General features: G+C 43.7%; 12 protein-coding genes and 2 pseudogenes. 10 read left to right on the top strand and 4 right to left on the bottom strand.

The features are described from left to right. Nucleotides 1-25 precede the first annotated feature (25 nt). Nucleotides 26-1492: a bifunctional hydroxymethylpyrimidine kinase/phosphomethylpyrimidine kinase gene (locus HRU23_10770; protein ID NRA54615.1), complete on the bottom strand. Its 1467-nt coding sequence runs from the start codon at nt 1490-1492 to the stop codon at nt 26-28. A gap of 177 nt (nt 1493-1669) precedes the next feature. Here HRU23_10770 and HRU23_10765 point away from each other — a divergent pair, with 177 nt between their 5' ends. From HRU23_10765 to HRU23_10735, 7 genes are all read left to right on the top strand, one after another. Continuing rightward, complete coding sequence (locus tag HRU23_10765) at nt 1670-2668, top strand: AAA family ATPase (protein NRA54614.1); 999 nt, start codon at nt 1670-1672, stop codon at nt 2666-2668. Then, the gene (locus HRU23_10760; protein ID NRA54613.1) at nt 2655-4457 is read left to right on the top strand and encodes a cobalamin biosynthesis protein CobT; all 1803 of its coding nucleotides are present in this window, start codon (nt 2655-2657) and stop codon (nt 4455-4457) included. The genes HRU23_10765 and HRU23_10760 overlap by 14 nt, the downstream gene beginning before the upstream one ends. Before the next feature lie 296 nt (nt 4458-4753). Continuing rightward, nucleotides 4754-5149, top strand: coding sequence for a DUF3461 family protein (locus HRU23_10755; protein ID NRA54612.1), 396 nt, complete (start codon nt 4754-4756; stop codon nt 5147-5149). 449 nt (nt 5150-5598) lie between these two features. After that, nucleotides 5599-6600, top strand: a complete 1002-nt coding sequence (locus HRU23_10750) for a TRAP transporter substrate-binding protein (GenBank protein NRA54611.1) — start codon at nt 5599-5601, stop codon at nt 6598-6600. Nucleotides 6601-6679: 79 nt separating this feature from the next. Then, the gene (locus tag HRU23_10745) at nt 6680-7276 is read left to right on the top strand and encodes a TRAP transporter small permease (protein ID NRA54610.1); all 597 of its coding nucleotides are present in this window, start codon (nt 6680-6682) and stop codon (nt 7274-7276) included. A gap of 14 nt (nt 7277-7290) precedes the next feature. Further along, the gene (locus HRU23_10740) at nt 7291-8631 is read left to right on the top strand and encodes a TRAP transporter large permease (protein NRA54609.1); all 1341 of its coding nucleotides are present in this window, start codon (nt 7291-7293) and stop codon (nt 8629-8631) included. A gap of 73 nt (nt 8632-8704) precedes the next feature. Beyond that, nucleotides 8705-9424 (top strand): hypothetical protein, encoded by a 720-nt coding sequence (locus tag HRU23_10735; protein NRA54608.1) that lies wholly within the window; start codon nt 8705-8707, stop codon nt 9422-9424. Between the two features lie 134 nt (nt 9425-9558). Here HRU23_10735 and HRU23_10730 read toward each other — a convergent pair. Continuing rightward, nucleotides 9559-9975: pseudogene (locus HRU23_10730) on the bottom strand (transcriptional regulator). A 118-nt stretch (nt 9976-10093) separates the two neighbouring features. Here HRU23_10730 and HRU23_10725 point away from each other — a divergent pair. From HRU23_10725 to HRU23_10715, 3 genes are all read left to right on the top strand, one after another. Further along, a complete protein-coding gene (locus tag HRU23_10725) occupies nt 10094-10345 on the top strand; it encodes a type II toxin-antitoxin system prevent-host-death family antitoxin (GenBank protein ID NRA54607.1) in 252 nt (83 codons plus the stop codon). Next, nucleotides 10342-10602 (top strand): Txe/YoeB family addiction module toxin, encoded by a 261-nt coding sequence (locus tag HRU23_10720; protein NRA54606.1) that lies wholly within the window; start codon nt 10342-10344, stop codon nt 10600-10602. Before HRU23_10725 ends, HRU23_10720 begins: the two co-directional genes overlap by 4 nt. A 306-nt stretch (nt 10603-10908) precedes the next feature. Then, nucleotides 10909-11250: a hypothetical protein gene (locus HRU23_10715; protein ID NRA54605.1), complete on the top strand. Its 342-nt coding sequence runs from the start codon at nt 10909-10911 to the stop codon at nt 11248-11250. A gap of 210 nt (nt 11251-11460) precedes the next feature. On the opposite strand, the gene HRU23_10710 is transcribed toward HRU23_10715, so the two are convergent. Both HRU23_10710 and HRU23_10705 read right to left on the bottom strand, forming a co-directional pair. Then, entirely contained in the window at nt 11461-12456 is a 996-nt protein-coding gene (locus tag HRU23_10710) for a transposase (GenBank protein NRA54604.1), read from the bottom strand. 206 nt (nt 12457-12662) lie between these two features. Further along, a pseudogene (locus tag HRU23_10705) lies at nt 12663-12818 on the bottom strand (transposase). Nucleotides 12819-12897 lie beyond the last annotated feature (79 nt).

Raw genomic sequence — 12897 nt, 5'->3', positions numbered from 1 at the left:
GTCGGCGCCCCTAATTGCCTTAATCTCAAACGATTGCTGTGGCACATTTAGTATTTGAACCGTCCCCCCCGCTTGCCAGAACCTGAGCGACCTCGTTTACCGTCGCTGAGCTTTTTGCCACCACCACGCAGCGGTGTTTTAACAGTTGAGCAATCAGCGCTAGTTTTTCAACGGCCACTTCATCTGACATTACACCACCAAGCACCAAATAACTTGGCCCGAGTTTCAAGGCTTCTAGTGCCTGATAAAGACTATTGACCTTAATTCCTAGCCGCAGCCCCGCGTCTTTAATCACGGCCAAGTCGGCCTGAGCGCATTGTTCTAACGTTAGTTCAATGCCATATGCCGCATGTTTAACCGCCAGTTGCCAGTGCTGTGCTATAAACACCCGCGCTTGATATTGTCGCCCTAAGGCTACGCCCTCGATCACCGCACGTTCAATTTCTCCCTTGTCATCACTGCAAGCTAGCAAGGTTGTGCTTTTTACTCCAAGTTTAAGGATATCCTCGAGCAATCCCACATGATCTACAGTAATAAACAGTCCTAAATTAGTGGCACAAGCTCTCGATGTTATCGCGGAATATACCAGCTTGCTTAAGCTATTATTTTGAGTAGATTGAGCTATAAATTGCTCGAAGCTATAACATTGTGGCAAGTCATTAAAGCCATTAACCGGGCTAAGTTGAAACACATTCTCACGTGCATTACCCAATGGATGGGGTTGATATATCGCCTGTGCCATAATGCCTTGCGCCAAAATCAACGCATCAACATAACCGTAATTTTTGGCTAACAGACTGGCTACCACACTTGAGTTCGTACACTGCGAAGCTGGCAAGTTTGGCGTTGCTTTTTGGCTGGTGACCATCACCATGTTGTCAGCGGGCTTGAGCGAGAAGTAATAATGGTTAGTCTGAGCGTGTTGTGGCTCGGAGACCTCAAGCGACAGCCCTAACTGATAGTGCTGGCTAAATTTCAGCCCAACTGAAATTGCTTGTGATCTGCTCGCGACCGACTGCTCGGATAATATCGTCATTGCAACGTAATTCACCATCAGCAAATCAACTTGTGGTAACAAATAACGTGTTATTTGCGTGATCGCTTGCTGACTAAGAGCCAGTTCGCCTTCATCGTCAACCAACACAGGTTGATAAATAACGGTTAGTTCGGGGTTAATTTGGCGGTAATCCCTTAGCTTATTCGCCAGCCACAATATTTGCTCAGCATTAACCAACAGGCCTATTTTACAAACATTGGTCGATGACTCGAGGGCTATTGTCCGCCACTGTATTTTGAGCAGTTCAACCGACGTCGCCGCTATCTTATTGGCTGTGGTACTGGTCGCACTAATACTGCTAATAATAGTCGCACAATGCACATGGTTAGCGCCGGCGACACGAATGTCGGCCGCGACCCCGAGTTTATCGGCCCCACCTATCGCCCAAATCGACGGTTGTTGATGGCTGTCTGAAGACAATAAATTTTGCTTCATCAATTAATCCTTTATTAGCGCTAGTTTGTTACAAGCAGTATAGAAGTGCAGTCAATTACACTGCAAGCCAAGGACGTTACTGGCACCATCGGTGACTTTGCACTGGCTCCGTTGCGTAATAGCTAAATTACATACACTTTGCTTAATATATATTGCAGTAAGTAATAGGAATTTTTGATGTCTGATATAACCATTGATAAACCCGATATCATGCTGTCTGTGCGCGACGTCTTTGGCATCGATAGCAACCTTAAAGTGCCCGCTTTTAGTCAGCGCGATAGCCATGTCCCAGATATCGATAATGCCTATCAATTTAACCCAGAAGTGACCTTGGCTATTTTGGCCGGTTTTTTTCGTGATCGCCGGGTAATGGTCCAAGGCCTGCATGGCACCGGTAAATCTACCCATATCGAGCAAGTCGCGGCGCGGTTAAACTGGCCTTGTGTTCGGGTGAATCTCGACGGTCATATCAGCCGGCTCGATTTAGTCGGCAAAGACACCATTGTATTGCGTGATGGCAAGCAAATTACCCAGTTTCAAGAAGGCATAGTGCCGTGGGCATTGCGCCGACCTACTGCGTTAATTTTTGACGAAATAGATGCCGGGCGTCCCGATGTGATGTTTGTGATCCAGCGTATTTTAGAACGCGATGGCAAGTTCACCTTGCTTGACCAAAACGAAGTGATCACCCCACATCCACAATTTAGACTGTTTGCGACCGCCAACACTGTCGGGTTAGGCAATAGCAATGGCCTGTATCATGGCACCCAAATGGTTAATCAGGCGCAAATGGATCGCTGGAATATTGTTACGACCCTCAATTACTTGCCAACCAATGACGAAGTAAAAATAGTGATGGCGCGGGTACCTAGTCTGAAGGGCGGCTCTGATGAACTGTTGGTCAGATCGATGATCGCGGTCGCCGACATGACCCGCAGCAGCTTTGCCGCGGGCGATATATCCACCTTAATGTCACCTCGCACTGTCATTTCGTGGGCCGAAAACAATGAAATTTTCCAAGATATTGCGGTCGCTTTTCGCCTGTCTTTCCTCAACAAATGTGACGAAGCCGAGCGGCCAATTATTGCCGAATTCTTCCAACGCTGTTTTGACCAAGAACTCACCGAATCTTGGGCGCATCAAGCCGCTAAGGTGATGGCCGATGGCCAACTATGAACAATTTAGTGGCAACAGCAGCTACCGCGACCTAAGCAGCGAACCTGCCAACGAACCGTCACCTGCGTCTCGAACCGATAAATTGCAGCAACAGGTTGAAGAACTGTGCGGTGCAACGATTAGAGCAGTATCAGGCGAAAAGAACTTTCGTTTTCGTGGCCGCCGGCCCGAAGTTAATGGTCAATCATCGGGCATTCGTGCGCCACACTTGCAGCCCGACTTAAGCAAAGACGATTATCAATCGTTTCGCGGCGCTGCCGACGGTATTGCACTGCGCTTAAAACATAGCGATGCCCAATTACACCAACAATTGGTGCCTGCTAGTGCGGTCGGCCAAGTCATCTTTGAGCTGCTTGAACAACTACGGGTTGAGTCACTGGTTAGCCAGAATCATCCCGGTGCTAAAGCCAATTTAAAACATCGCTACCAGCAATGGTGCAGTGATTTTAGTCATTCAGACATGATTGAAAATCACATTGGGTTGCTGGTTTATACCATTGCTCAAGTGGTATGGGCGAGACTAAACCGTCATGGTGTAAGCGAGGCAACTGAAGATTTAATTGAACCGCAACGCATGATGTTAGCACCGCACATTGGTGGTTATTTAATGGGACTGCGCAATAACCCGCGGCACCAAAAAAACTATGGCGAAAACGCATTAGGCATCGTTAAGGTAATCGACGAAATTGTTAACGCGATGGCGGATGGCGACGACGATGAAAACAACGATGCCACCAGTAAAGCCGAAGCCGCGGTCGCTGGGTTTAGTTTAATTTTATACCCTGAGGCCAACCCAGACGGCCAATCACCCGGTGCTACCGAGCCAAGTTATCGCAATGAATACAATAAATTAGTGAAGCAATTAGCCAATTACCAGATTTTTTCCACCAGCAACGACCGCATAGTGGCCGCCGAACAACTTATTTTGCCGCATCAAAGTAAAAAACTGCGCCAGCAGCAAGACTTACTGATTGCTGGACAAGGGGTTAATGTGCCTCGATTGGCCCGTGATTGGACCACAATTTTAGCAGCGCCGCGCCGTGAAGGCTGGAACTTTGGTCAAGAAGAAGGTTATATTGATGCCAAACGCCTGACCACGTTAGTGACCTCACCTAACTTTAGACAATTATTTAAAACAGAACGTTATCAACCGCACAATGATTGTTTAGTCACTTTTTTAATCGACAACTCAGGCTCTATGAAGCACCACATTAGTTCAATCGCCATGTTGGTTGAATTAATGACGAAAGCGCTGGAACTCGCCGGTGCCACCAGCGAAATTTTAGGCTTTACTACCCGTGCTTGGCAAGGCGGCAAGCCATTAAAGCAATGGCGTGCGCGCGGCAGTTTGGCCAATCCTGGTCGTTTGGCCGAGCTTGAACATATTATTTATAAAGATGCCGACACGCCATTAAAACGGGCACGTCATCAGCTGGTCGCATTGCTAAAGCCAGAATTATTTCGCGAAGGCATCGACGGCGAAGCGCTATTATGGGCCGCATCACGGATGCAAGCGCGCCCAGAACCACGCAAAATCCTTATTGTACTGTCCGACGGCTGCCCAATGGAAACGGCGACCAACCAAGCCAATGAGCCCGGTTATCTCGACAACCATTTACGCCAAGTGTGCGAGATGTTAGAAGCACGCGGTGATATCGAGTTACATGCACTGGGTTTCGGGCTCGACTTAAGCAGTTACTATCGTTCGAACTTGGCTCTAGACCTGCCAGAGGTGTTAGAAAATGGGGTGTTTAAAGAGATCCTACAGCTTATTGCCAAAGGTCAATAGCGGCTTAAGTCCTTAGTACAAGATGATAAATATAAGCCAAAATCAACTGGCTCTATCGGTTTGGCCAACTGGTCCTAACTCAAGGTAATTTACTCACCTACACTGCCGCCCGAAACACCAATATTAAAAATGGTGACAGCTGAACCCAATAGCTAGCCAATGCTAGCGACCCAGCTCGAATAATAATCCTTGTTATCTGATCTATTCAATTATTGTTGAGTTTATCGAGCGCCGTTAACCTATTTTAAAGTCCCGTGCTTAGCGAGCTAAGCGCCAAATTGTGAGAACAACACATCATGTCAAATTACCCAACCTTAAACCAAATGGGCATTAAGTCAGTTGACAACGTACAAAAATATACCTTGCGTCAGCAGGGTAATACCGATGTGCTAAAGATTTATTATAAACGCCCAAAAGGCTCGTTTTTATCACGAACCAAAAAGTTTTCCTTTATCCGTAATCGCTCAGCGTTGCCGGTTGAAGTTCGCCACTCGAAAGCATTCGATAACATGGCAAAGATAAGCCCTCAGCTGGTGTTAGCACTGCAAGAACTAAAACAACTTGATGCAACCCGTCAAGAGGCCGTACCGGTAGATGCTAAGCAGAAATTCCTGTCTGATCTAGACCATTTAGAAAAAGTAATGACGGCAAAAATGGACGAAATTCGTCGCCAAATAAAAGAATTAGACTAATAATATCTACCGCGCTATTAAAAGGGTTAGCCACAAAAATACCGGCTAGCCTTTGCACGACCCCATCACCCAGTTAATTGTCAGCAGTCACGCTATTCCCCCACGATTAAAGCCAACAAACACCACTGATATACCATGCAAGTTTATTTAAAATCAACAAGTTAAAATGTGGCCCCAATTAGATCCGATGGCTGGTTCTAAAAAACAATGCGCTGAACGTTAACTATGTAATCACATTATTAACCAACAACTAAATTTGAAGTGGTCAATGTCGTTTTTGAAGCAGTAGCGACCATATCGCCATTTTATGATAGTGCTGCACAATAATGAAACCAAAGAATAATGAAATCACATAATCATAAAACCAAAGTCTTGTTAGCGTATTAATTGAAACGTCAAAGGCTACTATGCTCCGCAATCAAGGAGCGATTAACATTATGGAGAAACAGATGAGTAACAATAATAACATCGCCAAAGCACTTATCCTCGCCGCCAGCCTCATGCTTGCCACCAATACCGTCAGTGCTGCTAAATTTAACATTGCCGTTGGTGACGGTGCAGGCGGAACGCAAGAAGCGCTAGGTAAAAAATTCATCGAAGAACTATCAGCCCATACAAAACACAGTGCCAAATTATTCTTAAATGGCCAACTCGGCAGCGAACAAGACACCGTTAATGACGCGTCAATTGGTACCTTAGATTTTTCAATCCTGGCGATCAATAATGTCACGCCTTTTTCACCCTCGGTCGGCCTGTTAACCTTGCCTTATATGATCCAAAGTTTGGAAGATGCTGTTACGCTCACTCAAGGTGATATTGGCAAAAAGCTGATCGAAAATACCAAACGTGATGCTGGCGTGCGTATTATTGGCTGGGCTTATTCGGGCTTTCGCGTATTAAGCAACTCAAAGCGCCCAATCAAAACGCTCGCAGACCTTAAAGGCATGGTAATTCGGGTACCAAAGAATGAAATCATGATCGAAACCTACAAATCTTGGGGCATCAATCCAACACCAATGGCATGGTCTGAAACCTTTACCGGCTTGCAACAGGGCGTTATCGACGGCCAAGACAATCCATACATCACTATTTACGCGATGAAGTTTGACGAGGTCCAAAAGTACATCACCAACGTTCGTTATTTGTTTTCAATTGAGCCGTTAATCGTCAGTGAATCAGTATTCCAAGATCAAAACAAAGCAACCCAAGCCGCAATTCTCGCTGCAGGTAAAGCTGCAACTGATTACAGCGCTAGGTCTTTGGTCTCCAGCGAAATAAAAATCAAGGCTGAGCTCATTAAGCGTGGCATGGAAATTACTGACCCTGCCAACGGTGAAGTCGAGTGGATTAAAAAAGCGACCGACGCAGTATGGCCACAATTTTATGAAAGTATCGGTGGCAAAGCGAAAGTAAACAACGCATTAACTGTCTTAGGACGTGAAAAAGTTTAAGCCATTATCTCTTAATCTATTATCACAATTGACCGGTGCTAATGCCATTAGCACCGGTCTTATCTAAGAGGGTGCAGTTATGGGTCGTAAGATCTTTAAATTTCTCGATAACATTGAAAGCTACATTTGTCGGACCTTGCTCGCGGCGTTTGTTTGCATTTTATTTGCGCAAATAATTTCGCGGCAATTGTTTGGTTATTCGTTGTCATGGAGTGAGGAATTATCGGTTTATATGTTTGTGTGGTTTGTTTTTTTTGGCGCAAGTTACGCCGCTAAACTTGCAGCGCATAACCGGGTAACCTTTCAATATAAATTAATGCCTCCTAAAGTAGCGACTTTTCTAGAGTTTCTATCTGACGCAATTTGGATTGCCTTTAATTGCTATTTCGTCTACCTGTCATACGACTTTGTTTTTCATAAAATGAATTTATTCTGGAAATCTCAAACCCTTGGCATTCCGATGAAATACATCTATCTAGTGTTGCCAATTGCCTTTAGTTTAATGACCTTTCGGATCATTCAAGTCAACTATTACAAGTTTGTAAAAGGCATCGACATTCGAGATCCAGATGCTAAAGAACTAGAACAATTAAACGAATTAGAGCTCGACTTTGACGAAAAAAGCGATAAAAACAACAAAAAACCTGCTAACCGCGTCGATAACGACAGTAAATAGCTCAGGAGTTACTCATGGATTCAAATATAATACTCGTACTCTTTGGCACATTCACTGTCTTATTATTTATCGGTGCGCCCGTTACCGTCGCACTTGGCGTTTCAGCACTGTGTAGCCTATTTTACCTCGAACAAAATCCCATAAAAATGGTTCAAATAGCCTTTACCTCTGTCGGTTCATTTCCCTTAATGGCACTGCCCTCGTTTATTTTGGCGGGTGCCTTAATGGAAGCGGCAGGCATTTCGAAACGCTTAGTTAACTTGGCTGAGAGTTTCGCCGGTCCAATTACCGGCGGCATTGGCGCGGCAACCATTTTAGCCTGTATGTTTTTCGGCGCGATTTCCGGCTCAGGTCCTGCCACCACAGCAGCAGTTGGCATGTTAATGATCCCGGCGATGGTTAATCGCGGTTATGACAAAGGTTATGCGTCAGCGCTTACCGCGTCATCGGGAGGTCTGGGCATTATTATTCCGCCATCAATACCAATGGTTATTTTTGGGATATCAGCGATTGGCTTAACGGTGCCAGAAGCGGCACTTGCTGAACACGGCAGTTTTCAAACAGTGTCTATTACTAAAATGTTCGTCGCTGGCTTTTTACCCGGCTTAGTTTTTTCATTAAGCTTATTGACCATGAACTACATTCGTTGCCGTCGCAACGGTTACATGGGCACCGAAGAAGGTTGGGACATTAAACATATCAAAAGCGCTTTTCGGAGCGGAATTTGGTCGGTGATGGCACCGCTGGTTATTTTGGGCGGCATATACTCAGGGTTTTTCACCCCGACAGAATCAGCCATCGTCGCTATTTTTTATACTTTGTTTGTCGGAGTATTTATTCACAAAGAGCTTAAATGGGCGGATCTATTTCGGTCACTTGAAACCACCACTTGGTTATCAGGACGAGTCTTATTAATCTTATTTACTGCCACAGTATTTGGCCGAGTATTAGTCGAAAATAATATTCCGGGTGTGGTGGCAGAGTCAATGTTAAGTGTGACCGATAACATTTATATTATTTGGGCCTTAATCATTGTGTTCTTGTTGTTTGTTGGCATGTTTATGGAAACGCTTGCGGCAATTATGATCTTAACCCCCGTGCTACTGCCCGTCACTTATAGCTTGGGCATTGATCCTGTCCACTTTGGTATTGTGATGGTTTGCAGCTTGTCGATTGGCTTCTCTACCCCGCCCCTGGGAGAGAACTTGTTTGTTGCGTCGGGCATCTCGAACATCTCGCTCGAAGAAGTCACGGTTAAAGCATTGCCTTTTGCCTTTGTCTCGACGGTCGCGGTATTTATCATTGCATTCGTGCCAGAAATCACCTTGTTCTTGCCACGGCTATTTGGTTACTAATTGTTAATCTGCCAGTTAAACCTAAAGTAAGGCGTGCTAGTTATAGTACGCCTTTTTTATTGTGAGCTTGATAATGAATAATAAAACCGCGCAACAAACTACCCTGCCCACATTAATGCATCATAACTGGAGCCAGCCTAATGCCTTGGTTGGCAGTGGGTTTGATATTCGCAGCAGTGAAAATGCCCTATTAACCCTTTTTTATGGCAGCCTTGAACGCGCCGCCCAATTTGAATGGACCAATGCCGGTCGTACCTTAGTTGATAAAACCTACCTTCATATTTTGTGGCAAGCTAAAACCCTGCCCAGTGTTGGCATGAGCCATCACGATATAGCCCCAAACATTGAACTGTTTGTCCGTGAATATTTACAGCCGCAATGGCCACAACTAACACAACCTATAAACTTCGACAACGCGTCAGCTAAAGCTGTTTTAGCAGCGGAGCTGGTCGCGGCTGCCGCGCAGCAGTTGTTTGGCAGTAGCTACCAAGAGCAAGCCGCTAGTTGGTTACTATTTTATTTGTGCCCGAATTTACCGATTTACCCGGTTTGCCCTACTTTACTAACGGCAACAAGCACCCATAATTATCAAGCCCATAATAGTCATTGCAGCGCCTTGTTAACCGCGTCAACAGGCAATATAATGCAGCACTCATCCAACATCACACAACCGGCAGCAAGCTATGGCAGCGCTAAAGAACAAGCATTAATCGATAAGTTATTAAGTGAAAGTGATTGGTGGCAACGTTATTGTTTGACTGAGCAGCTATTACTTGCCGGATCATTCGAGTAAAAGTACACGATATTTGGATCACAGTATCGTGCCTGCATATAAATTAGTACGAACTAAGATCCATCTAAATATCCTTTTTTATTTCCCTGATACTTCGATATTACTTAATTGAACTCCACCACGATTAAGTAATATTAAATAAATAGCAGTGGGGATATTCCAAATCTATTTGATAAGGCTTTGATATGTTGGAGAGATAATTTTCTTTTTTTATTCAAAATCATAGATACCATGCTTTTCCCACCAATCTCGTTTTTAAAATCAGTTGTATTAAGCTTATGCTGATCCATTAGCACTCTCAAAACAGATACTCCGCTGTCTAAACATTCAATTTTGGCATTGAATTGAGCAAATTCTTCTGATTATTCTTCCCAGCGCTCAATAGAGATAGAAAGTACTTCGATTAATGGTTTTTGCTCATCATAGTCTTCAATAAGTTCATCCATTAATTCTAATGCCGATTCATAGTCGTCTTCATTTTGAATATGAGTAATGAAACCAGCACTTGAAAATAGTGACTTTGCTTGTTCTTTTAATCTAGCTATGTTCATTACTATGTCCTCTATGAATACTTCTTACAAAGTTTGTCATACTCAGCGTGAGTTGCTTATTATGTGCCATTAGACTAACATGTACAGCATTAAGTACATGAACACTTTGGAGAACCACATGGATGCTATAAGCTATACATCTGCTCGTGCCAATTTAGCCTCAACTATGGCGCAAGTTTGCAATGATCACGCACCAATCATTATTACGCGAAAAAGTGAGGCTCCCGTTGTAATGATGTCTCTTGAAGATTACCAAGCAATGGAAGAAACAACATACTTACTCCGTTCGCCAGCCAATGCAAGGCATTTGCTCGATTCAATTGCAGAACTTGAAGCAGGCCAAGGTACCGAACGAGAGTTGCTTGAATGAAATTAACGTTTGCAACAAAAGCATGGGAAAACTATCTGTACTGGCAAACTACCGATAAAAAAATGTTAAAGCGAATTAATACGTTAATTAAAGAAATACAACGATCGCCTTATAGCGGAATTGGTAAACCCGAACCACTAAAACATGGGTTAGCTGGTTACTGGTCTCGACGAATAAACGATGAACACCGTATTGTGTATAAATACCAAGATGATACGATTCTCATTGCTCAACTGCGATATCACTACAGCACATAACTCGAATTGATATTCGTACGTGGTGCACTTCACCCTGATGAAGCTACGGCGTGAGACTCCCTTGGGTTACTTTGAGTGATAGGTGGTCACATGTAACCAAGGGGTTCTAAGGGGGGGGTCACACTAGGGTGCAGCATCAAGGGTTTCAGAGGTGTATATCACTATACAGAACTATTCACTCAGTTCTTTATTATTACGTAACTGCTGTTGGGATGATAACATTTGATGTAACTTCCATTTAAAGCAATTGATTTCAAAGATAAAAGTATTATTATTAAATTAATTATGGATAATTAAGGTAATAATATGGGATTTTTTTCTGGAATAAAAAATACGGCTTATAAATCTAAAGCTCTTACTCACATTAGACTGTTCTTGGATGCATATGAAGTAAACTATAATGTATCAGGTAATAACCTGCGCATAGCTAATCATTTAGTTAATGAAACTTATGATCAAAATCCTCAATTATTTGATGGTAAATATGGTTCTAGGCCTCACGATTTAATCTTAGCGGCGATGACATTTGTATTTGCAATAAATATGAGCGAAGGGCGCGAGTTTACCGAAGGAGATGATGTTGAAAAGATACTCAATTACCGTGAAGCCTTCATTGACGGTTTGTATTTTACATCAAAAGAAAAATAGACACCCAAATAATTTAGACGGCTAAACTTCTTGAGTCAATTGATTACTAACTGCTCTCTTTTCGTTTCTGCTTTATTGTTTTTCTAGCACTGATTTTTTGTAAGGTGATTAGAGCCAAATTTACCTACAATTGTTGAATTTCAGGCATGACAAAGCCAGCCTTAAGGCTGTTAGAGGTTGTATTTACCGTGGTGTATTTATCTTGCCGTTTTAGCCGACGCCTTTATGCCAACACTGTCCGTGGTCGTTTGCACATTGCCGCAACGCGTATTCGCTGCCAGCAAAGTGACCATATTGTCGCCTAAAGTTCTTTATCACTTCTATCCAATCGTCGGGACTTATCCCTAGCCTATCAATCAGTTTTGGGGTGGTGTCGTCAATCGAACCACTTTTGTTGGGGTGTATCGCTCGCCCACTCCAATCGGCAAGCTCTAAATAGTCGTACAGTGTAAACGCGATAGCATTGTTGTCTTCACTTGAGCCAAAGGGCATTAAATAGCGCGGTTGTTCTGGGGGTTTGCCAGTCGGCTTGTTGCTAGTCTGGTCTTGTGATGATTCTGTGTGCTGCTGGTATTGTGCAATGCGGGTTTGAATCGAAGTGTAATCACTATGTTCTAAGTCATCACACATACCTGCACGGACAGGGTTTAAATCAACATACATCATGCAACTCAGCAAGGCTTGTTCATCTAATAACGCTTGGGAGTAATATCGTCCTTCCCAGTAACGCCCTTTACACTTATCTTCTTTGTTCGCTTCTCTGGCAATATATTCATTAAGGTTACGCATAAACCAACTGATGTCATACAAACGCTCTCGCCAGAGCGCTGCAAACTCAGCGACTTTGTTGAGGCTCGCTTCATCGTCAATCATGCCTTTACGATATAAATCAACCAAGGCGTTGCCATTATAAAGGCGATACCAACGCTCTATCACTTCATCTTGAGACCATGCTAGTCCTTGGTCACGGTCAACGCGTAACACCAGATGATAGTGGTTACTCATAATCGCATACGCGGCAATATCAATGGCAAATATGCTAGACAACAGATGAATTTTGTCTAACACCCATTGTCGTCGGTGGTTGTAATTTTTACCCGAGTATTTGTCTTCGCCACATAAATATGCACGCCGAACACACCGTGAAACCACGTGATAATAAGGGGTCGCCGATAAATCGATGAGACTTCCTCTCGCTCTAGCCATGATGCTACTCCCACTCTCATTTAGTAGGACTCTAGCCTAGTACAAAAAGTAATTAGCCGTCTAAAAATTATGGGTGTCTAAAATTCAAACGCGATAGCATTGTTGTCTTTACTTGAGCCAAAGGGCATTAAATAGCGTGGTTGTTCTGGGGGTTTGTTATCAGTATGCTTATTGCTAGTCGGGTCTTGTGATGATTCTGTGTGCTGCTGGTATTGTGCAATTCGAGTTTGGATGGAAGTGTAATCGCTATGTTCTAAATCATCGCACATGCCCGCACGGACTGGGTTTAAATCAACATACATCATGCAGCTCAACAACGCTTGTTCATCTAATAACGCTTGGGAGTAATATCGTCCTTCCCAGTTGCATATTAACATCCATGGAGATCACCTAATAACATCGATGGAGATCATTCAATAACATCCATCAAGATCAGCTAAT

The sequence above is a fragment of the Gammaproteobacteria bacterium genome (assembly GCA_013214945.1).
In the GTDB taxonomy this organism is placed as follows: domain Bacteria; phylum Pseudomonadota; class Gammaproteobacteria; order Enterobacterales; family Psychrobiaceae; genus Psychrobium.
Note: the sequence above shows the minus strand (reverse complement) of the source record. Positions and strands in the feature narration are given on the sequence as shown.

Coding starts and splice junctions, on each gene's coding strand:
- HRU23_10750 (NRA54611.1), top strand. CDS start 5,599: ATGAGTAACAATAATAACATCGCCAAAGCACTTATCCTCGCCGCCAGC.
- HRU23_10715 (NRA54605.1), top strand. CDS start 10,909: ATGGGATTTTTTTCTGGAATAAAAAATACGGCTTATAAATCTAAAGCT.
- HRU23_10755 (NRA54612.1), top strand. CDS start 4,754: ATGTCAAATTACCCAACCTTAAACCAAATGGGCATTAAGTCAGTTGAC.
- HRU23_10720 (NRA54606.1), top strand. CDS start 10,342: ATGAAATTAACGTTTGCAACAAAAGCATGGGAAAACTATCTGTACTGG.
- HRU23_10735 (NRA54608.1), top strand. CDS start 8,705: ATGAATAATAAAACCGCGCAACAAACTACCCTGCCCACATTAATGCAT.
- HRU23_10725 (NRA54607.1), top strand. CDS start 10,094: ATGGATGCTATAAGCTATACATCTGCTCGTGCCAATTTAGCCTCAACT.
- HRU23_10770 (NRA54615.1), bottom strand. CDS start 1,492: ATGAAGCAAAATTTATTGTCTTCAGACAGCCATCAACAACCGTCGATT.
- HRU23_10740 (NRA54609.1), top strand. CDS start 7,291: ATGGATTCAAATATAATACTCGTACTCTTTGGCACATTCACTGTCTTA.
- HRU23_10760 (NRA54613.1), top strand. CDS start 2,655: ATGGCCAACTATGAACAATTTAGTGGCAACAGCAGCTACCGCGACCTA.
- HRU23_10745 (NRA54610.1), top strand. CDS start 6,680: ATGGGTCGTAAGATCTTTAAATTTCTCGATAACATTGAAAGCTACATT.
- HRU23_10710 (NRA54604.1), bottom strand. CDS start 12,456: ATGGCTAGAGCGAGAGGAAGTCTCATCGATTTATCGGCGACCCCTTAT.
- HRU23_10765 (NRA54614.1), top strand. CDS start 1,670: ATGTCTGATATAACCATTGATAAACCCGATATCATGCTGTCTGTGCGC.